This window comes from Rhodococcus sp. WWJCD1 (genome assembly GCF_002258735.1).
In the GTDB taxonomy this organism is placed as follows: Bacteria; Actinomycetota; Actinomycetes; order Mycobacteriales; family Mycobacteriaceae; genus Rhodococcoides.
Map to the genome: position 1 here is coordinate 394,427 of NZ_NOXY01000031.1, position 19,863 is coordinate 414,289.

17 protein-coding genes are annotated in these 19,863 nt (G+C 64.5%); 4 read left to right on the top strand and 13 right to left on the bottom strand.

Annotated elements, in window-relative coordinates:
• Positions 1-7: 7 nt before the first annotated feature.
• Positions 8-304: a mycothiol system anti-sigma-R factor gene (gene rsrA / locus CH286_RS24920; protein ID WP_032376909.1), complete on the bottom strand. Its 297-nt coding sequence runs from the start codon at positions 302-304 to the stop codon at positions 8-10.
• On the bottom strand, positions 301-1,083 hold the full coding sequence (locus CH286_RS24925) for a sigma-70 family RNA polymerase sigma factor (RefSeq protein ID WP_094610605.1): 783 nt from the start codon (positions 1,081-1,083) through the stop codon (positions 301-303). Before CH286_RS24925 ends, rsrA begins: the two co-directional genes overlap by 4 nt.
• A gap of 90 nt (positions 1,084-1,173) precedes the next feature.
• Between CH286_RS24925 and ybaK the strand changes: the two genes are divergently transcribed.
• The 3 genes from ybaK to rsgA are packed head-to-tail and all read left to right on the top strand — an operon-like array spanning position 1,174 to position 3,974.
• Positions 1,174-1,665: a Cys-tRNA(Pro) deacylase gene (gene ybaK / locus CH286_RS24930; protein WP_094610606.1), complete on the top strand. Its 492-nt coding sequence runs from the start codon at positions 1,174-1,176 to the stop codon at positions 1,663-1,665.
• 6 nt (positions 1,666-1,671) lie between these two features.
• Positions 1,672-2,988, top strand: a complete 1,317-nt coding sequence (gene aroA, locus CH286_RS24935; protein ID WP_094610607.1) for a 3-phosphoshikimate 1-carboxyvinyltransferase — start codon at positions 1,672-1,674, stop codon at positions 2,986-2,988.
• Positions 2,940-3,974: a ribosome small subunit-dependent GTPase A gene (rsgA, locus tag CH286_RS24940; protein ID WP_052077613.1), complete on the top strand. Its 1,035-nt coding sequence runs from the start codon at positions 2,940-2,942 to the stop codon at positions 3,972-3,974. Before aroA ends, rsgA begins: the two co-directional genes overlap by 49 nt.
• Before the next feature lie 45 nt (positions 3,975-4,019).
• Here rsgA and CH286_RS24945 read toward each other — a convergent pair whose 3' ends face one another.
• The 5 genes from CH286_RS24945 to CH286_RS24965 all read right to left on the bottom strand — a co-directional run bounded on the left by CH286_RS24945 (position 4,020) and on the right by CH286_RS24965 (position 10,020).
• Entirely contained in the window at positions 4,020-5,270 is a 1,251-nt protein-coding gene (locus CH286_RS24945; RefSeq protein ID WP_032403078.1) for a fatty acid desaturase family protein, read from the bottom strand.
• A 122-nt stretch (positions 5,271-5,392) separates the two neighbouring features.
• Positions 5,393-6,694 (bottom strand): fatty acid desaturase family protein, encoded by a 1,302-nt coding sequence (locus tag CH286_RS24950; protein ID WP_094610671.1) that lies wholly within the window; start codon positions 6,692-6,694, stop codon positions 5,393-5,395.
• A 108-nt stretch (positions 6,695-6,802) separates the two neighbouring features.
• Positions 6,803-7,918, bottom strand: a complete 1,116-nt coding sequence (locus CH286_RS24955; RefSeq protein WP_037156208.1) for a ferredoxin reductase — start codon at positions 7,916-7,918, stop codon at positions 6,803-6,805.
• A 120-nt stretch (positions 7,919-8,038) separates the two neighbouring features.
• Positions 8,039-8,563 carry a DUF6912 family protein gene (locus tag CH286_RS24960; RefSeq protein WP_032376904.1) on the bottom strand — a complete coding sequence of 175 codons (525 nt, stop codon included), beginning with the start codon at positions 8,561-8,563 and terminating at the stop codon, positions 8,039-8,041.
• Positions 8,564-8,574: 11 nt separating this feature from the next.
• The gene (locus tag CH286_RS24965) at positions 8,575-10,020 is read right to left on the bottom strand and encodes a WS/DGAT/MGAT family O-acyltransferase (RefSeq protein WP_037155777.1); all 1,446 of its coding nucleotides are present in this window, start codon (positions 10,018-10,020) and stop codon (positions 8,575-8,577) included.
• A 197-nt stretch (positions 10,021-10,217) separates the two neighbouring features.
• On the opposite strand from CH286_RS24965, the gene CH286_RS24970 reads away from it, so the two are divergent.
• Positions 10,218-10,784, top strand: a complete 567-nt coding sequence (locus tag CH286_RS24970) for an Rv3235 family protein (RefSeq protein WP_141215886.1) — start codon at positions 10,218-10,220, stop codon at positions 10,782-10,784.
• Positions 10,785-10,816: 32 nt separating this feature from the next.
• On the opposite strand, the gene secA is transcribed toward CH286_RS24970, so the two are convergent.
• The 6 genes from secA to mtrA form a co-directional block, all read right to left on the bottom strand.
• Positions 10,817-13,723: a preprotein translocase subunit SecA gene (gene secA / locus CH286_RS24975; RefSeq protein WP_094610672.1), complete on the bottom strand. Its 2,907-nt coding sequence runs from the start codon at positions 13,721-13,723 to the stop codon at positions 10,817-10,819.
• Positions 13,724-14,075: 352 nt separating this feature from the next.
• Positions 14,076-14,744, bottom strand: coding sequence for a ribosome hibernation-promoting factor, HPF/YfiA family (gene hpf / locus CH286_RS24980; RefSeq protein ID WP_032376902.1), 669 nt, complete (start codon positions 14,742-14,744; stop codon positions 14,076-14,078).
• A 235-nt stretch (positions 14,745-14,979) separates the two neighbouring features.
• Positions 14,980-15,663: a ComF family protein gene (locus CH286_RS24985; protein WP_094610609.1), complete on the bottom strand. Its 684-nt coding sequence runs from the start codon at positions 15,661-15,663 to the stop codon at positions 14,980-14,982.
• A 45-nt stretch (positions 15,664-15,708) separates the two neighbouring features.
• Positions 15,709-17,490, bottom strand: coding sequence for an MtrAB system accessory lipoprotein LpqB (gene lpqB / locus CH286_RS24990; protein ID WP_032403074.1), 1,782 nt, complete (start codon positions 17,488-17,490; stop codon positions 15,709-15,711).
• Positions 17,487-19,187, bottom strand: coding sequence for an MtrAB system histidine kinase MtrB (mtrB, locus tag CH286_RS24995; RefSeq protein ID WP_094610610.1), 1,701 nt, complete (start codon positions 19,185-19,187; stop codon positions 17,487-17,489). The genes lpqB and mtrB overlap by 4 nt, the downstream gene beginning before the upstream one ends.
• On the bottom strand, positions 19,184-19,861 hold the full coding sequence (gene mtrA, locus CH286_RS25000) for an MtrAB system response regulator MtrA (protein ID WP_027496508.1): 678 nt from the start codon (positions 19,859-19,861) through the stop codon (positions 19,184-19,186). The genes mtrB and mtrA overlap by 4 nt, the downstream gene beginning before the upstream one ends.
• Between the last annotated feature and the right edge of the window lie 2 nt (positions 19,862-19,863).

Sequence of the window (19,863 nt, forward strand, 5' to 3'; positions counted from 1 at the left end):
TCTTCGGCTACTCGGAGTCGACCTGCCGAGTGAGCACGGTCCGGCGGATCTCGATACTCAGCCGTTCACGGAGACCGGCCGGTGCCTGGTCACCTCCGCACTTGCGCGAGATCAGTCGCTTGACCTTCTCTTCGATTCCGTAGGCCTCGAAGCACGACCCACACTCGTCTATGTGCTTCTGCAGGCGCGTTCGGCTGGCCTCGTCGCACTCGTTGTCGAGCATGATCCACACGTCCGCGATGACTGCCGAGCAGTCGAGTCGCTCGAACTGCTCGTCTCCGTCGGTGTTGCCGGTGCCCGTCATTGGACTACCTCCTGCTCGTGCCGGTCGACTGCGCCGTCCCGGTTGAATCCACGCTCGCGTGCCACGTCGGCCAGCAGTCCTCGGAGTTGTTTGCGTCCGCGATGCAGACGCGACATCACCGTTCCGATGGGCGTTCCCATGATCTCGGCGATCTCCTTGTACGGAAAGCCCTCGACATCGGCGTAGTAGACGGCCATTCGAAACTCTTCGGGAAGGGACTGCAACGCCGCTTTGATGTCGTCGTCCGGCAACGCGTCCAGCGCCTCCACCTCGGCGGAGCGCAGGCCTGTCGACGTGTGCTCGGCGGTCGCAGCGAGCTGCCAGTCGCTGATCTCGTCGGTGGGGTACTGAGCGGGCTGACGCTGCTTCTTGCGGTAGGAGTTGATGTAGGTGTTGGTGAGAATCCGGTACAGCCAGGCCTTCAGATTTGTACCCTCACGAAACGACCGGAAAGCCGAGTAGGCCTTCACGAACGTTTCCTGAACCAGGTCCTCGGCGTCGGCGGGGTTGCGCGTCATCCGCAATGCCGCGCCGTAGAGCTGATCGAGCATCGGCAGCGCGTCGCGCTCGAAGCGCTCGGTCAACTGCACACCGGTCTCGGCTGCCCTCTGCTCCGCGATCGCCTTCTCGTCGTCTACTGGAGCGACGGGATTGCTGGCTTCTGTCACGCTGATCCCTTCGATAGCTTCCACCGCCCAGGCTACCGCGCCCGAAGTCGACTTCTGCGAAGAGATCACCCCCTTCAACACGAGGGGACGTCCCGCGGTCAGCACTGCCATTCGTCTTTCCTTCCGCCTGCATCCGTATCTGTGGTTACACAACACGGGTTGGCACCGCCCTGTTCCCGCGCTGGAACTAAAGTTCAGCGGATGGCTGCGTCGACCCCCGCTCTTGCGCTGCTCACGGCACACAAGGTGGCGCACACCGTGCATTCCTACGAGCACGATCCGCAGGCGCAGTCCTACGGCGAGGAGGCGGCTCGGGTGCTCGTCGACCGACTCGGGGTTCGACCGGAACAAGTCTTCAAGACCCTGATCGTCGAACGGGCGGACCGGTCGCTGGCCGTCGCGATCGTTCCCGTCACGACGATGCTCTCGCTCAAGTCCGCGGCGACCGCTCTGGCCACCAGAAAGATCGCAATGGCCGACAGGGCTGCCGCCGAACGTTCCTCCGGCTACGTCTTCGGTGGAATTTCACCTCTCGGCCAACGCAAGTCCCTCCCCACAGCCATCGACGACTCCGCTCTGAAGTTCGAGACGATTCTGTGCAGTGCAGGCCGCCGTGGCCTGGAAATCGAACTCGCCCCGGCCGACCTCGTCCGGCTCACCCGCGCCACAACCGCTCCCATCGCCGCGCGCTGATCGCGAATGAGCGAAGATGGACGCGTGAGCAATTGGACAGCACCCGCCGCGGCCGCACCCGTCGATGCGACAGTCACACTGCCCGGATCGAAATCCATCACCAATCGCGCACTGATCATCGCCGCCCTCGCATCCGGCCCGTCGACGATCGTCGGTGCCCTCCGCAGCCGTGACACCGACCTCATGATCGACGCTCTGACGACTCTGGGGATCGACATCACCGCCGCAGACGACGACAGGACGACACTGCGAGTCACTCCGGCACCGCTGCACGGCGGATCGGTGGAGTGCGGGCTGGCAGGTACCGTCATGCGCTTCGTGCCGCCTCTCGCTGCACTCGCCGACGGCGAAGTATCGTTCGACGGCGACGAGCAAGCACGCATCCGCCCTCTCGACACGATCCTCGATGCACTGCGCGCCGTGGGTGCCGAGATCGAAGGCGGCGCGCTTCCGTTCACGATGCGCGGTACGGGCTCGCTGCGCGGCGGGACCGTCGAGATCGACGCCTCGGGATCCTCGCAGTTCGTCTCCGGTCTGATGCTGTCGGCGGCGTCGTTCGACGACGGAATCGAGATCCACCACATCGGTAAGCCCGTTCCGTCCATGCCGCACATCGACATGACCGTGGAGATGCTGAGGCGAGCCGGAGTGCGCGTGGACACTCCCGAAACCGGTGGCGACGCGAACACCTGGCGTGTGTACCCGGGTCCGATCACACCGATCGAGTGGATCATCGAGCCGGATCTGTCCAATGCCACCCCGTTCCTGGCCGCCGCAGCCGTCACGAGAGGCAGAGTGCGCGTTCCGAATTGGCCACAGTCGACCACCCAGCCCGGTGACGCGATCCGCGAGATCCTCGCGCTGATGGGCGCTCGGGTCGACCTGACTGCGGGCACCCTGACGGTGGAGGGTCCGGATACGTTGCGCGGCATAGACTTCGATCTCCATGACGTCGGCGAGCTGACACCGACGGTCGCGGCGCTCGCAGCCCTCGCCGAGGGACCGTCGATTCTCCGCGGCATCGCCCACCTGCGCGGTCACGAGACCGACCGACTCGCGGCGCTCACCACCGAAATCGTCCGGCTCGGTGGGCGTGCAGTGGAAACCGACGACGGCATCAGGATCGATCCGGTACCGCTGCACGGCGGCAGCTGGCGCGCCTACGCCGACCACCGGATGGCCACGGCCGGCGCCATCGTCGGATTGCGTGTCCCCGGCGTCGAGGTCGACGACATCGGCACCACCGCCAAGACCCTTCCGGGCTTCGAGAAGCTCTGGGACGCAATGCTGTCCACCACCACATCGAGCGAGGTCGGCTCCTGACCGCCCGTCGATACGACGAATCCGACGTCCGCATTCGACCGGGTAAGAGTTCTCGCCCCCGCACCAAGACGCGACCCGAACACAACGACGCCGAAGCAGGAATGGTCGTCTCGGTCGACCGAGGCCGATGGGGCTGTGTGCTCGGCGGCGACCCGACCAGACCGGTCGTGACGATGCGCGCCCGCGAGCTGGGCCGGACCCCGATCGTGGTGGGCGACGAAGTCGACATAGTGGGAGACCTGTCGGGCAAGGTCGACACCCTGGCTCGTATCGTGCGCGTGGCCGAGCGCCGCACGGTCCTGCGGCGCACCGCGGACGACACCGACCCGTTCGAGCGCGTCGTGGTGGCCAATGCAGACAGGTTGCTCATCGTGGCGGCACTCGCAGACCCGCCGCCGCGCACCGGTTTCGTCGAACGAGCTCTGGTCGCCGCGTACGTCGGTGGCCTCGAACCCGTGCTGTGCCTGACGAAGAGCGACCTGGCCGCCCCCGAGGAATTCACCGCGGCATTCGCCGATCTCGACGTTCCCGTGGTGTTGGCAGGTCAGTCCGAGGACCTCACTGAACTGACCGCGATGCTGACTAACGACGTGACCGCCCTCATCGGCCACTCGGGCGTCGGAAAATCCACTCTTGTCAACAGATTGGTGCCCGATGCCTATCGGGCCACCGGGGTGGTCTCGGGCGTCGGAAAAGGCCGTCACACCTCGACGCAGTCGGTGGCGCTACCGCTGCCGGGCGGCGGCTGGGTGGTCGATACGCCGGGTATCCGGTCGTTCGGACTCGCGCACATCTCCCCCGAGAACGTCGTCGCCGCGTTCTCCGATCTGGCCGACACGATCGAAGACTGCCCGCGTGGGTGCACCCACCTCGGCCCTCCGGCCGACCCCGAATGTGCCCTCGACTCCCTCACCGGGGACGCGGCACGACGCGTCGCTGCCGTTCGTCTACTTCTCGAAGCCGTTCGAACGAACGAAGCCTGGTAGAGACCCACGGGTCTCTACCAGGCTTCGCTACTGAAACGGCGGCGGTCAGGCTGCCTTGCCGACCAATCTGCGAATTCCCTTGCGCTTCTTGGTTTCCGCGATTGCAGTGCGCAGACCGCGACGCTTGCCGGTCTCAGGGTCGACGGTGAACAGGCCGGCGGGAGCATCGGCCCACTTGCGCTCCGACGCGGTCTCGGGAGCATCGTCGCTCGTTGCCTTCAAGTACTTGTTGGGCAGCGACAGCTTCGCGATGGTGCGCCACGACAGGAAGTACTGGTGCACGATCGAACCGGTCGTGTACGGCAGGTCGTACTTCTCTGCGAGCTCGAGAACCCGAACCTTGATCTCCCGCAGTCGGTTGCTGGGGAGGTCGGGGAACAGGTGGTGCTCGATCTGATAGCACAGGTTGCCGCTCATGAACTCCATGACGGGACCGGCATTGAAATTCGCGCTGCCGAGCATCTGACGCAGGTACCACTGCCCCTGCGTCTCGCCTTCCATGTCGGACTTGGTGAACTTCTCCGCACCGTCCGGGAAGTGACCGCAGAAAATGACGGTGTTGGTCCACACGTTGCGCATCATGTTGGCGACGATGTTCGCCGTCAACGTGCTCTTCCAGGCGGGACCGGTGAGCAACGGATGGAGGACGTAGTCCTTGCCGATCTGCTTGCCGACCTTCTCCAGTACTTCGCGCCGCTTCTGCTCGAATTCCTCTCGCGGGACTCGGCCCTTGGCCACCTTGCCCAGTTCGAGGTGCTGAAGCGCCACTCCGTACTCGAAGAACAACTGCAGCAGCAGGTTGTAGACGGGATTGCCGATATTGAAGGGCTTCCACCGCTGATCGCGGGTGACCCGAAGCAGGCCGTAGCCCACGTCGTCGTCCATACCCAACACGTTGGTGTACTTGTGGTGGATGTAGTTGTGCGTCTGCTTCCAGTGCGCCGACGGACCCGTGTTGTCCCACTCCCACGAGGTGGAGTGGATCTCCGGATCGTTCATCCAGTCCCACTGTCCGTGCATGACGTTGTGACCGAGTTCCATGTTCTCGATGATCTTGGCGACCCCGAGCATGGCAGTGCCGACCAGCCACGCCGGACGACGGCGGCTGGCGAACAGCACGGCCCTACCGCCGATGTCGAGGGAGCGCTGCAAGCGGATCGTGTTCTTGACGTACCGGGCGTCGCGTTCGCCGCGAGACGCCTCGATGTCCCGCCGAATCGCGTCGAGTTCGTGGCCCAACGTTTCGATGTCGGCATCGGTCAGATGCGCGTATTCTTTGACGTCCGTAATCGCCATGGCAAACAACCTCCTGGCAGTCGTGAACACACAGCACGCATGTATGCGCTATGTGCAATTCCGTCCCTACCGTACCGTAACTTACGGTTCCGTAGGTTACGGTCGGAAATCTGTGTGACGATTCACAATGAAACGCGGTCGCCCGAACGGCGAAGAGCCTTGGCCTGACGCTTGGCTTCCCTCTTGGCGTTGCGCAAGCTCACGCGCGCCTCTTGCATGGCCGAACGCAGGCCGCGACGCTGCCCGGTGAGCGGATCGATTCGGAGCGCATGAACTGCGGGCGAATCGCCGACCCGCCAACGCCGCTCGGACGACGTCTCGGGAGCGTTGTCGGACGTGGCTCGCAACCACGAGTCGGGCAGTGACAGCTTGTGGATGGTCCGCAGCGCAAGCAGGTACTGCTTGCCGAGCGACCCTGTGGTGTAAGGCAAGTCGTACTTCTCGCACAGTGCGTGCACCTTCTCCGCGATCTCCGAGTACCGGTTGCTCGGAAGGTCCGGGAACATGTGGTGCTCGATCTGGTAGCAGAGGTTGCCGCTCATGAAGGCCATGACGGGACCGGCCTCGAAGTTGGCGCTTCCCAGCATCTGACGCAGGTACCACTCTGGGCGCGTCTCGGTCTCGAACTGGCCGATCGTGAACTTCTCCGCACCGTCCGGGAAGTGGCCACAGAAGATAACCGCGTACGCCCACAGATTCCGGACCAGATTGGCGGTGGCGTTGGCGGTCAGCGTGGACTTCCACGCCGGGCCGGACAGTGCGGGAAACAGGACGAAATCCTTACCGACCTGCTTGGCGATCTTGCGCGCGAACGCGCGGCTCGCCGGAGACTTCAACAGACCTTTCTCGCCCTCGCCGTCCAACTGCTTCTGAGCGTCGTAATCGTGCAGTGCGATGCCCCACTCGAAGGTGGTGGCCAGCACGATGTTGGCGAGCGGCTGAATGAGATTGATCGGCTTCCACGGCTCGTCGCGGGTCATGCGCAGGATGCCGAAGCCGATGTCGTCATCCATGCCGACGATGTTGGTGTACGTGTGGTGCGAGTAGTTGTGGGCGCGTTTCCACTGCTCAGACGGTCCGGTCTGATCCCACTCCCACGAGGTGGAGTGGATCTCCGGATCGTTCATCCAGTCCCACTGGCCGTGCATGACGTTGTGACCGAGTTCCATGTTCTCGATGATCTTGGCGACGCTGAGCATCGCGGTCCCGGCAAGCCATGCCGGTCGATACTTGCTACCGAGCAACACCGCGCGCCCACCGAGTTCCAGTAGTCGCTGCAGTCTGATCGTTCGGCGAATGTAGGCGGCATCGCGCTCGCCGCGGCTGTCTTCGACGTCGCGGCGGATCGCATCCAGTTCGCGACCGAATGCTTCCATGTCTTCTTCGCTCAGGTGCGCGAATTCTTTGATATCGGTGATGGCCACCGGGTCCTCCAACAGTTGAGTGCAGTGCCCGAAATATCGTGGTTCGGCATGGGCAACCTACGTAAGCGTAACCGAACAGCCTGAGAAGGCAGTGTGCGAAAAACAGACCTACAGTTCCAATGTGCAGTCGCCCGCAGCAGCGGAAATGCACGTTTGCACACGATCGCCCTCGCTGTGCTCCTTGCCGGAACGAAGGTCGATGACGTGCCCTGCGGTCAACGGGACCACACACGTCTGGCAGATACCCATCCGGCAGCCGAACGGCATCTGAACTCCCAGACTCTCGCCGGCTTCGAGAAGGCTCGTAGCCCCGTCGACAGCAATGTTCCTGTCGGATTTGGAGAACGTCACGGTGCCGCCGGCACCGGAAGTGTCGGCTCGGGAGATCTCGAACCTCTCGAGGTGAAGCCTGTCCTCGATGCCCTCGCGCTTCCAGGTCTTCTCGATCTCTTCGAGGAGAGCCGCGGGGCCACAGGCCCAGGTGTCGCGCGTCCGCCAATCGGGGTACAGCTCGTCCAGCGAGGCCAGCGCGAACTTGCCGTCGGACCGCGTCAGCTGCACGTGGGAGGTGAAGTTGGGATGAGATTTCTCCAACGCGGAGAGCTCGGCGGCGAACATGACCTCGTCCTCGGTGGGAGCCGAGTGGATGTGCACCGTGTCGGGCATGTCCCCGTGTCGATCGAGTGCCCGCAGCATCGAGATGATCGGAGTGATTCCACTGCCCGCAGTGACGAACAGGATCTTGTTCGGCGGCGGAACCGGCAGCGCGAAATTTCCCTTCGGCGCGGCCAGCCGAACGATTGTTCCCTGCGGCACGCCGCCGACGAGGTGCGAGGACAGGAAGCCCTCGGGCATCGCCTTGACCGTGATGGAAATCAGCTTGTCTTCCCAGTTCGGCGGCGAGGTCAGCGAGTACGACCGCCAGTGCCACCGTCCGCCGAGGTGCAAACCGATTCCGATGTACTGACCCGGCTGGTAATCGAAATTGAAACCCCAACCAGGCCTGATCACCAGCGTCACCGCGGTCGCGGTCTCCTGCTCCACTCGCACGATGCGGCCTCGCAACTCACGCGCCGACCACAGTGGGTTCGCCAGATGAAGGTAGTCGTCCGGCAACAAGGGAGTGGTGATGCGGGTGAATGCACCGCGCACCATGTTCAGTCTGGGACGCCTGGGTGCCGAGACGCCGGCCGCAGGAGCTTCCAGCCATTTCTTCAGATCCATCGGGTGTTCCATCCCCTCGATCGAGACTCCGAGCCGCATCCGGCCATCGAGGTTACGCTACCGTAGGTTCGCGGTCAGGGTCACCTTTGCCACGACGGTGCGGGGACGATCACAGCGTACTCACAGCAGTTCGAGGAGAAACGACAACTCCTGCGGGGCGTACCACGCCAACGTGTGATCCTCGGCGTCTCCGAGCACGAACTCCGCGTCGGCGTCACCCATGTCGGCAGCATCGACGGCCGCCGCAGCCTTCGCGACTGCCGATTCGGCCCCTTCGAGGTCGACGTGCACCGACGCGACCTGATCCATCCGCAGGGGCTCTTTCAACCGAACGACGGCATCGTCGAGATCGGGTCGCAGGGTGGGGTCGTCCACATCGGCTGCGATCACCGCTCGTCGATACACCACACCCTCGGCGACCGTGCCGGAGTCGGCTTCGTCGTCGACGGCCGCTGCGATCAAGCGCAGCGAGGCCCTGGCGGCCTCCCCCATCGCCACCTCGGCCAGCTCCTCGTCGTCGCCGGAGGAATATGCCTCACGCAGAGTCGGCGTCACCGCGAACGCCGTCCGCGAGACCGGGCTGAATTCACCGTCCGCCGACAACACTTTCAAGAACTCCAGCGTCGCTGGAACGTAGACACGCATTGCAGAAGACCTCACACTCTCGATTCGTTACTCGCGTCGACCAATTCTTCCAGCGCCTCGTGCAGCAACGCCGTCACCACGTCCACGTCGGGCATGGCACCTCGATCGGCATTGAGCCCGAAGAACACGAAACCGTCGTACGACGTCAAGCCGATACTCATCGCCTGGTTCTCGAACAACGGCGAGACCGGATACATCTCGAGCATGCGTGCGCCGCCGACGTAGAGCGGAAACTGCGGCCCGGGAGCGTTGGTCACGATCAGATTGAACACCCGCTGAGACAGTCGGCTGCCTGCCCGCGCGCCCATGGCGTGCAGACTCGCAGGCGCAAATCCGGTGATGCGCATCAGTGTCTGCGCGGTGACCCCCCGGCTCTGATGTGCATGTGCCTCGGTGGCGTGTGCGATGTGCGAGAGCCGAACCACCGCATTCGACTCACCGACGGGCAGGTCGACGAGGAAGGACGAGATCTCGCTGCGATCGTCCTCGGCCGGCTCGGCAGGCCTGTCGCCCACATCGCCGAAACCGACGCGATCGGCGGAGACGTACACCGACATCGGCACCATGGCCCGGACCGTCGACGACGCGGTCACGGGTTCGCCGCGCGAAAGCAACCAGTTTCGCAGCGCGCCGGTGACGACCGCGAGCACCACGTCGTTGATCGAACAACCGAAGCGATTATGGATTTTGCGATAGTCCGACAGCTCGGTCTTGGCCACCGCGAATCTGCGGTTTCGCGAAATCGGAGCATTGAGCGGACTCGACGGAGCGCTCTGGGTCGCGGTGCGCAGCAAGGCCGCAACCTTGCCGGCAGCACGCACCGCGTCACCCGCGACACCGGCCATGCCGTTCACTGCGCCACGCAGAGCCTCGATACTCTCCCCCGGCCGCACGACCAACTCGGTCAGCGCGTCGATGACGAGAGCAGAATCCTTGGGCTCGCGAGCGGGCATCCACAGTTCCTCGGCAACCGGCGGCGGATTCTTGCTCGCGTCGAGGATCACCTGACCGATGTCGAGTGCGTGCTCGCCGTCGACGAGCGCCGAGTGGGACTTGGTGAAGATGGCAAAACGGTTCTTCGACAGTCCCTCGACCAGGTACATCTCCCACAAAGGCCGAGTGCGGTCGAGGGGTCGCGAGGTCAGCCGTGCGATCAGATCGTGCAACTGATCGTCCGAACCCGGCTTCGGAAGCGCCGAGCGCCGGATGTGGTAGGTGATATCGAAATCCGCGTCGTCGACCCATACCGGTCTGGCCAGCCCGAAGGCGACTTCGCGAACTTTCTGCCGATACCGGGGAACCAGCGCCAATCGCTGTTCGACCAACGACAGCAGACGCTCGTAACTGAACCCGCTACGAGGGGTTCGAAAGATCGCGAGCGAGCCGAGGTGCATAGGACTGCTACTGGCCTCGAGAAAGTAGAACGACGCATCCTGCGCTGTCAGCCTGGTCGCCATCGCGTGTTCCAGTCTCCGTCCTTGCGTGGAGTTCGCACCCGTTCGAGTAGGTCGGGCGCGCGGTGTGGCTCGAACCTAGAGTACGTGGCGGACGAGCGCCGGTCGTGGGGTCGGTCGAGGACTCGTATCGGCGGAATCGACCTGCTTCGTCGGGGAACCGAACGCCGCCGGGGACCGTCAATGTCGGTGTGAGCGTCATGGAAACGAACGAACCGCCGGACACCCCGCGCATTCCGGGGACGAGCCCCCGACCACACGCCGAGCCGCATTGCTTCCTCTCGCGTGCCGCTCCCTTCGAGCCGCCGCTCTCGTCCACGACCGTGCACACGTGGGATCCGGTGGCGGCCACCGAGCCGAGGCCGGTGGTACATCGAACGTCGGTGCGCAGCAACCGTTCTCGACGACGCACCGAGCCGGTCGGTCGACCGGTCGTACCCGCCGACGCGCGGTCGTCGGCGGACCGCGCGATGCGCATGCTGATCGAAGTGATCGACCGCCGACGGAGTGCCGATCAACTCTCGGTGTTGTTCACCACACCGATGATCGACCTGGTACGAACCATCGTGCGCAACCCACCGCCGGGGCGACGGCTCGGATTCGCCGCCGTGCACCGAGTCCACGTCGTGTATCAGTCCGATGTCTCCGCGGAGATATTCGGCTCGTACACCCGCGGCCCGCGAATGTTCGCCTTCGCGGGCCGGATCGAATTGGCAGTCGATCCACGCCGTCCCGGGTGGACGGTCACGTCGTTGCGAGTGGGGTGAGAGTCGCCTCGCGGTGAGGCGACCGTGATCCCCTACCTCTTGCGCTTGGAGCGAGCAGTCTTCTTGGGGGCCTTGCTCTGCGCCCTCGCCGCTTCGCGACGCTCACGGCGAGTGCCATCGACGGTGGAGTCACTGCCGCCGGCCGACGCACCCGATCGGCGGACATCGGTGCCGCCACCCTCGGCCGGACCGGAGAAGGTCAATCTCTGCTCTTCCTGCTCGTCGAGACCCTTCGCCCGCAGAGCCGAGGGCACTGCAGGAGTGGCAGGCGCAGGAGCAGTGGGTGTAGGAGCAGTGGGTGCCGGAGCCTTCGGTGCGGGTGCTGCTGCGGGTGTCGGTGCCGGGCGGCCCGAGCCCACCGGCGAGGCCAGTCCCGGAGCCACGGCAAGGCCTGCCGAGGCAGCAGGTCCTGTCGGAGCCGGCGTCGCCTCGACCTGCAGGTTGAACAAGAAGCCGACCGACTCCTCTTTCAGACCGTCGAGCATGCCCTGGAACATGTCGTAGCCCTCGCGCTGGTACTCGACCAGCGGGTCGCGCTGCGCCATCGCACGCAGGCCGATGCCCTCTTTCAGGTAATCCATCTCGTAGAGGTGCTCACGCCACTTGCGGTCGAGCACGGACAGCAGCACTCGCCGCTCCAGCTCGCGCATCCCGTTCTCGCCGGCGATACCGTCGATCTCGGCTTCACGGTTGGCGTAAGCGGACCGCGCGTCCTCGAGCAGCGCCTCACGTAGTTCGTCGCGGCTGAGGTCGCCCTTCTCGCCGTCCTCGTTCTCCCCGGCCAGAACCTTGTGGTCCACGCCTACCGGGTAGAGGGTCTTGAGCGCGGTCCACAGCTGCTCGAGATCCCAGTCCTCCACGTACCCCTCAGCGGTGGCACCGTCGACGTAAGCGGTGATCACGTCGGTGATCATCCCCTCGACCTGACCCTCCATGTCGGCACCCTCGAGGATGCGCCGCCGCTCCTCGTAGATGACGGTGCGCTGCTGGTTCATCACCTCGTCGTACTTGAGGACGTTCTTGCGGATCTCGAAGTTCTGCTGCTCGACCTGAGTCTGAGCACTCTTGATGGCCTTGGACACCATCTTGGCTTCGATCGGTACATCGTCGGGCAGGTTGAGCCGGGTCATGATCGACTCGAGTGCGCCGCCGTTGAATCGGCGCATCAATTCGTCGCCGAGCGAGAGGTAGAAACGCGATTCGCCCGGGTCACCCTGACGGCCCGATCGGCCTCGGAGCTGGTTGTCGATACGACGCGAGTCGTGCCGCTCGGTACCGAGGACGTACAGGCCGCCGGCCTCGCGAACGGTATCCGCGTCGGCCTTGACCTGTGCCTTGACCTCTTCCAGAGCAGGCTCCCACGCGGCCTCGTACTCCTCGGGGGTCTCGACCGGGTCCAAGCCCTGCTTCCGGAGCTTCAGGTCGGCGAGAATATCCGGGTTACCGCCGAGAACGACGTCGGTACCGCGACCGGCCATGTTGGTCGCCACAGTCACCGCGCCCTGCCGACCGGCCTCGGCGATGATGGTCGCTTCCTGCTCGTGGAACTTCGCGTTCAACACGTTGTGGGCCACGCCCCGCTTGGTGAACTGCTTCGACAGGTACTCCGAGCGCTCGACGCTGGTGGTACCGATGAGGACCGGCTGGCCCTTCTCGTGCCGCTCGACCACATCGTCGACGACGGCGTCGAACTTGGCCTCTTCGGTCTTGTAGATCAGGTCTCCGTTGTCCACGCGGACCATCGGACGGTTCGTCGGAATCGGAATGACGCCCAGACCGTAGATCTGATGCAGCTCTGCTGCCTCGGTCTCGGCCGTACCGGTCATGCCCGAGAGCTTGTCGTACAGGCGGAAGTAGTTCTGCAGTGTGATCGTGGCCAGAGTCTGGTTCTCGGCCTTGATCTCCACCTTCTCCTTGGCCTCGATCGCCTGGTGCATACCTTCGTTGTAGCGGCGTCCCACCAGGATGCGACCGGTGAACTCGTCGACGATGATGACCTCGCCGTCGCGGACGATGTAGTCCTTGTCCTTGGTGTAGAGCTCTTTGGCCTTGATCGCGTTGTTCAGGTAGTTCACCAGCGGCGAGTTGGCGGCCTCGTACAGGTTGTCGATGCCGAGCTGATCCTCGACCAATTCGACGCCTGCTTCGTGCACACCGATGGTCCGCTTACGAATGTCGACCTCGTAGTGGGTGTCCACCTTCAACATCGGCGCGATGCGGGCGAACTCTCCGTACCACTTGCTCGACGCGTCGGCCGGCCCCGAGATGATCAGCGGCGTGCGAGCTTCGTCGATGAGGATCGAGTCGACCTCGTCGACGACGGCGAAGTTGTGCCCACGCTGCACGAGGTCGTCGAGCGAGTGCGTCATGTTGTCACGCAGGTAGTCGAACCCGAACTCGTTGTTGGTGCCGTAGGTGATGTCGGCGGCATACGCGGCGCGGCGTTCCACCGGCGTCATACCGGAGAGGATCACGTCGACCGAGAGACCGAGGAAGCGGTGGACGCGGCCCATCCACTCCGAGTCACGCTTGGCGAGATAGTCGTTGACCGTCACCACGTGCACACCGTCGCCCGAGATGGCGTTGAGGTAAGCGGGAAGAACACAGGTCAGTGTCTTACCTTCACCGGTCTTCATCTCGGCGATGTTGCCGAAGTGCAGAGCGGCACCGCCCATGACCTGAACATCGAAGTGCTTCTGCGAGAGAACGCGCCACGACGCCTCACGAGCAACCGAGAAGGCCTCGGGCAACAGCTGGTCCAGGCTCTCCCCTGCGGAGTACCTCTCCCTGAACTCCGCGGTCTTGCCGCGCAGTTCGTCGTCGGAAAGGCTCTCGACGTCGGGAGACAGGGTCGAAACGTGGTCAGCGATGTTCTTGAGGCGCTTGACCATGCGACCTTCACCAACACGGAGCAGCTTGGAAAACGACAGCGACGGCACGGGCTTTCTCGTCCTCGATCCTCGGTTCACGGGTACTGACACGAACAACTGCATCACGAACAACACTGCGTTGCGAACAACACTGCATCACAGTACGAGCTCACGGGTCCATCACCACGGCATCCGCGCGGCGGGTGACCCGAACGCGTCCATGGTAGGCGGTGCCGCTGCGGGCGCGGCAAACCGAGTGTCGGTCGTAGGAGATCCCGGGTTGACCATCCGGACAACACCGACACGGCATCGACACAGCACTGCAGGCCCGACGTGGGGATCATGTCCCCCGGCATCGAGCCTGCAGCGGTGAAGTGATTTCACGGACGGCGAACGAACTCTGCCGCCGCGAACGGGCGGGTCAGGTGAGTCTGATCAAGCCGTAATCGAAGGCGTGCCGTCGATACACGACCGACGGTCGGTCGGTAGCACTGTCGTGGAACAGGAAGAAATCGTGGCCGACGAGCTCCATTTCGTACAGTGCATCGTCGACGCTCATGGGAGCGGCCGAGTGGATCTTGGTACGCACGATGTGCCCGGGGCCGCTCTGATCGTCCTCGAAGGAATCGAGCTTCGTATCGGGGTCGAGTGCCAGCGTGTCGTCCTCGGCGAGTTCGGCGGTGGCCTCGGCGACGGAGACAGGCCGTTTCTCTCCGTAGTGCACCTTCCGACGGTCCTTGGTTCGCCTGAGTCTGCTCTCGAGTTTCGACGTCACCGCTTCGAGGGCGGCATAGAAACTGTCGGCGCACGCTTCGGCTCGAACAACCGGACCCTTGCCCTTCGCGGTGATCTCCACGCGTTGACATGCTTTGGCCTGACGGCGATTTCGTTCGTGCTGCAGTTCGACATCGAACAAGTAGATGGAGGGATCGAAGCGCTCGAGGCGAGCCAGTTTTTCGGAGACATATATCCGGAAATGGTCCGGTATCTCGACGTTGCGGCCCTTGACCACAACGTCCGCGTTGCTCTTGGCGGGTTCTTCCGAAGGCTTCTCGTCGAAGAAAACCGAGGCTTGTGAAGGGGTCGTCACGCGTACCTCCCGATATCGGCCACGCCCACTGTTGGACGTGGCAAGTGTGCATGCCGAATGGGGAACCTTCCGGCATCAGAGTCCGGGGCATCACCTCGCATCACTGTCTCTTCGGGTCGTTCCTGGGGGCTTCGCTCCTACCCGTCAGGTACGTGTCCGCGACGTTAGTCGGTCATCGACTCGTGTGCCACCGTTCACCGGGAATTGGTTGTCGGCGTGTCTTGCTCGGGAGCTCTCAGGCACTGGCCACGACGAGTGCGCCGGCGATGGGTACTCCGAAATCGCTTAACACTCTTGCCGATTCGGCCAATGTGGCACCGGTGGTCACCACGTCGTCGATCAACAGAACGGTGAACGCCGCCGCCTGCGACGCACCTCCGCCGAATCGTGGGCGACGGACCCCCACTGCCTCGATCCGACCCGCCACGTTGTGCTGACGTTGTCCGGCCGACAACCCGACCGAATCTCTGGCTCCACCGGACATTCGCAGCAACTCGGGCACGAGAACTCGCTCCGGTGCCAATTCTTCGGCCGCGATCCGCGCGCATCGCAGGACAGGATCACCCCCACGCGCCCGGGCCGCGCGGGCCCGAGAGGGAGCGCAGACCAGAATCAGCGAGCCGAGCTCCGGGGGATCGATCTCACCCGCCTCACGCAGATGTCCGACGGCTTCTGCCAACGCACGTCCGAGTGGCCGAGCCACCGACCGGCGACCCCGCTCCTTCACGGCGATGACGGCGCTGCGACGGGGTCCGCTGTACGTGCCGAGAGCCCAACACGGCACACCGGGATCGACACGCGGACGAACGGGGATGGGTGGAACGAACAGTGCCTCACGACACGCGCGGCACCAGTTCTCCCCCGGCACTCCACAACCGGCGCACTCGAGCGGGAGCACCAGATCGAGGAGTGTTCGCATGAGCGTCGAGTCTGCCCGCACCCACCGACACGGGACTCCGCGACATCAGCCGGGCAGAATCGGCACTGCCTTCACGCCGGCCAGGCCGGTGACCTCGCGCCAGTAACGGTCGCCGACCGGATCGGCGTTGTTGAGCGCAAACACCGCACGTGCGTCGGCCACGTACTCGGTTTCCGGCGACGCATCGACCGCCAGCACCGGAGTGGTCAGGTTGCGCGACGGAAGGGCGTCCATCCTGGATCCATCGACCGTCACCTGCACCACCGGTGTGTCCGTGGCGACTCTCGCGATCACGATGGTGTCTCCGGTGGACCAGTCCAAACTGGTGGCGTCACTGCCGAGTCCGATGGCCACAGCGCGGGGTGAGGTCAACGAGTACACGCCCGAGGGATCACGCACCACCGTCGCCACGTACACGACGCCGTCGACGATGAGCGCTGCTCGTACGCCGTCGCGGGCCAACCGCAGTTCGGTGATTCGGGTGCCCAAGGTCGTGACGGCGGTGGCGTCGACGGGGATCACGGAGACCTGACCGGTGGAGGGATCACGAGCGGCTCGGATGACATTGGTGCCGTCGATCACCGCCCAGGCCGCGTTGTCGTCCGACCCCCAGGTGGGCCGCGTGATCGACTGCCCTTCGGCCACCGGGAACGCGCCACCGTCGTAGCTGCCCACCATGAGAGTGCTCGACGGAGCAGGCGCGGGCCGCCCGGTGTCCGCGACTCCTGCCACGAGGGTGCCGTCGTTGGACAGCGCCACCGAGCGAAGATTGCGGGCCTGCCCGAAGTACCCGGGGGCGGGTGTGGTCTCCGCCTCGTCGACCTCGAGCAATCCGCCGGACGCGAGGGCGTGCAGCCCGATGGTGGCGTCGGTGCCGCCGAGTGGATCGAACGAGTCGACGCCCGCGGTCGTCCACCCGTCGGGCTTGGTCGTATCGATCGGTTGACCGTCGGCCAGCAGCACGTACGGGCCGGCCACCTCGGCCGACGCCAGGGTCCAGATCACCTGAGCGGCAAGGAGTTCGCGATCGCGGTCACCCTTGTTCTGTAGGCCGCCGAAGTCGATCTTGATGCCGCCGAGCCCCACCCCCACCTGAGAGGTCTGACCGTCGGCCTTGGTGATCGGCCCGCGGATGCTCACGTCGTCGGACAGTTCGTTGCTCACTGCCGCCGACAGAGCCGACTTGGGACCGTCGATGAGCAGCTGCACGAGTTGATTGGCCAGCTGGTCCTGCGATCCGCTCGTCCAGCGGACATCGGGCACGAGCACGCCGCCGAGAGGATCCACGAAATAGAGCGATCGCTGCTGATAGGTGTTCAGAAATGCGGATCGATCGATGACGACACCGGGCGGAAGCTTGGAGATTCGCCATTGACCGTCCACCCGCGTCATCTCGATCGCAACGTCGAAGGTGTCCGAACCTGCCTGATACTCCCCGCCCGAGGCCAGCATCCCGGCCGTCGTCGAACGAATCGTGAACTGCGCGGTATCGGCGGTACGTGGTCCGGACAGGGTGTCGATCCGGTCCGCGACGACGGTTCGCGCCCCGTCGTCCCAGGTTCCCGACGCCTCCTCGGTGAGGAATTGCCGAGCGGCCTGATGCCTGTTGGCGGAGACGGCGCTGGCCTCGAAGAAATCGTCCAGCAAGCGATCCGGTTCGCGTCCGGGCTCGGGGGCCGGGGCACTCGTCGGCACGGCACCGTCCGTCAGGGTTCCGATTGCCTGAGGGCTGGAGGACTCGGGCAGGCTGGCACACCCACCGACGAGCGCGATCGCCAGTGCGCAGATCGCCAGTACCCGACTACCGCGACGAGCCGATCGAATCACGTCACCGACTCCGGTGCCGACGTCTTCTGCGCGGACGACTTCGGGGCGGTGATCGCCGGAATCGGCTGCCCCTGCGCGTACTTCTTGGTGCTGGGCTTGAGGGGCAGCGGAGATCCGATGACCTTGTGCCCGCGCACGAGTGGCAACGTGAGTCGAAAGCATGCGCCTTCCCCCACTGCACCCCATGCTTCGAGCTTACCGTCGTGCAATCGGGCGTCCTCGACGCTGATCGCCAGCCCGAGCCCGGTGCCGCCGGAGCGACGGACGCGAGAGGGATCCGAGCGCCAGAACCGATTGAACACCAGCTTTTCCTCGCCGGGTCGCAGACCGATTCCCTGGTCGCGCACCACGAATGCTGCCGCGTCGGCATCCGAGCGCAGGCGCAGCAGCACCGGCTTGCCTTCGCCGTGATCGAGTGCGTTGGCCAGCAGGTTCCGCAGAATCCGCTCCACTCGCCGTGGGTCCACCTCGGCGACGACCGCGGCCTCGGGCATGTCGACGATCACTTCGGTACCGGTCTCGCGCGCCAGGTGCCGAACGGTGGACACCGCTGCGCGCGCACACATCCGAAGATCGAGTTGTTCGGCAGCGAGTTCGGCCACACCTGCATCGTGTCGACTGATCTCGAGCAGGTCGCCGAGCAGAGTCTCGAAGCGATCCAGCTCGTTGACCAGCAGCTCCGAGGATCTCTTGAGTGCGGGTTCGAGATCGTCACTGGCGTCGTGAATGAGGTCGGCGGCCATCCGCACCGTGGTGAGCGGGGTCCGCAGTTCGTGGCTCACGTCGGAGGTGAACCGGCGCTGCAGATTACCGAATTCCTCGAGCTGGGTGATCTGCTTGGACAGGCTTTCCGCCATCTCGTTGAACGACATCGCGAGCCTGGCCATGTCGTCCTCACCGCGAACCGGCATGCGCTCCTTGAGCCTGCCGTCGGCGAAACGTACTGCGATGCGCGACGCGGATCGAATGGGCAGCACCACCTGCCGTGCGACGAGCATCGCGATCGCGGCGAGGAGTACCAGCAGCACCACTGCCCCGATGAACAACGTGCCGCGTACCAACGACAGTGTCCGGTCTTCGCTGGCGAGCGGGAAGATGAGATACAGCTGCAGCGCCGAGATGTCGGATCCGGTGGGCGATCCCATGATGAGAGCCGATCCTGAATAGCCGCCGTCACTGTCGGTCACGGTCGCGTACTGCGAACTGATCAGGCCCTTCTTGACGAAGTCGCGCAAGCTGTTCGGGATCTGATCGACCGGCCCGACCGACGCCTCGGCCCGGGTGGCGTCACCCTCCACGATCAACACCGGATCGAACGATCCCGCCGATCCGGTGGTCGACGCGGCGTCCAGGTCCTGGTTGGTCAGTGCTGCTCGCGCTCGTTCCAGGCGCGTCGCGAGCCCGCTCGAATCGTCGGCACCCGCGAGATTGCCCTCGACGGTGGTTCGCGATCTGTCGAGCTCCTCGGTAGCCGCCGACAACTTGGCTTCGAGTAGACGATCGGTGATCTGAGAGGTCAACACCACACCGAGGATGAGGATGACCACCAGAGACAGCGTCAACGTCGACACGACGACGCGGAGCTGCAAAGACCGTCGCCAGGCATGGCCGAGCGACGTACTCAGCGAGCGAAACCACCGCAGCAAAGGGGAAAATTTGCCGTTGATTCGTCGCCGAGAGTGGGAAAAACCGATCACGGCGGTCCGGCCTTGTACCCGACCCCCCTCACGGTCAACACCACCTCAGGGTTTTCCGGATCTTTCTCGACTTTGGCGCGCAGACGCTGAACGTGCACGTTCACCAGTCGGGTGTCGGCGGCATGACGGTAGCCCCACACCTGTTCGAGCAGCACCTCGCGGGTGAACACCTGACGTGGCTTGCGGGCCAACGCCACCAACAGATCGAACTCGAGTGGTGTCAGCGACACCAGTTCGTCGCCGCGGCTGACCTTGTGTGCAGGCACGTCGATCACGATGTCTGCGATGGACAGCAATTCGGCGGGTTCGTCCTCGGTCCTGCGCAGGCGCGCTCGAACGCGTGCGACCAGTTCCTTGGGCTTGAAGGGCTTCATGATGTAGTCGTCCGCACCGGATTCGAGGCCCAGCACGACATCGACGGTGTCCGTCTTGGCCGTCAGCATCACGATCGGAACGCCGGAATCGGCCCGCAGCACGCGGCAGACGTCGATGCCGTTCATCCCGGGAAGCATCAGGTCCAGCAGCACCAGATCCGGCCGGTTCTCGCGCACGGCCGCCAACGCTTGGGTGCCGTCTCCGACCACGAAGGGCTCGAATCCCTCACCGCGCAACACGATGGTGAGCATCTCCGCCAGAGCCGAATCGTCGTCCACAACCAGAATCCGAGGCTTCATGC

What these genes read in the sequence shown, in the direction of transcription:
- CH286_RS24965 (WP_037155777.1), bottom strand. Translation starts at nt 10,020, where the DNA reads ATGGCGACCAGGCTGACAGCGCAGGATGCGTCGTTCTACTTTCTCGAG.
- CH286_RS24945 (WP_032403078.1), bottom strand. Translation starts at nt 5,270, where the DNA reads ATGGCGATTACGGACGTCAAAGAATACGCGCATCTGACCGATGCCGAC.
- CH286_RS24985 (WP_094610609.1), bottom strand. Translation starts at nt 15,663, where the DNA reads ATGCGAACACTCCTCGATCTGGTGCTCCCGCTCGAGTGCGCCGGTTGT.
- CH286_RS24955 (WP_037156208.1), bottom strand. Translation starts at nt 7,918, where the DNA reads ATGGATCTGAAGAAATGGCTGGAAGCTCCTGCGGCCGGCGTCTCGGCA.
- ybaK (WP_094610606.1), top strand. Translation starts at nt 1,174, where the DNA reads ATGGCTGCGTCGACCCCCGCTCTTGCGCTGCTCACGGCACACAAGGTG.
- mtrA (WP_027496508.1), bottom strand. Translation starts at nt 19,861, where the DNA reads ATGAAGCCTCGGATTCTGGTTGTGGACGACGATTCGGCTCTGGCGGAG.
- aroA (WP_094610607.1), top strand. Translation starts at nt 1,672, where the DNA reads ATGAGCGAAGATGGACGCGTGAGCAATTGGACAGCACCCGCCGCGGCC.
- CH286_RS24925 (WP_094610605.1), bottom strand. Translation starts at nt 1,083, where the DNA reads ATGGCAGTGCTGACCGCGGGACGTCCCCTCGTGTTGAAGGGGGTGATC.
- CH286_RS24960 (WP_032376904.1), bottom strand. Translation starts at nt 8,563, where the DNA reads ATGCGTGTCTACGTTCCAGCGACGCTGGAGTTCTTGAAAGTGTTGTCG.
- CH286_RS24970 (WP_141215886.1), top strand. Translation starts at nt 10,218, where the DNA reads ATGGAAACGAACGAACCGCCGGACACCCCGCGCATTCCGGGGACGAGC.
- rsrA (WP_032376909.1), bottom strand. Translation starts at nt 304, where the DNA reads ATGACGGGCACCGGCAACACCGACGGAGACGAGCAGTTCGAGCGACTC.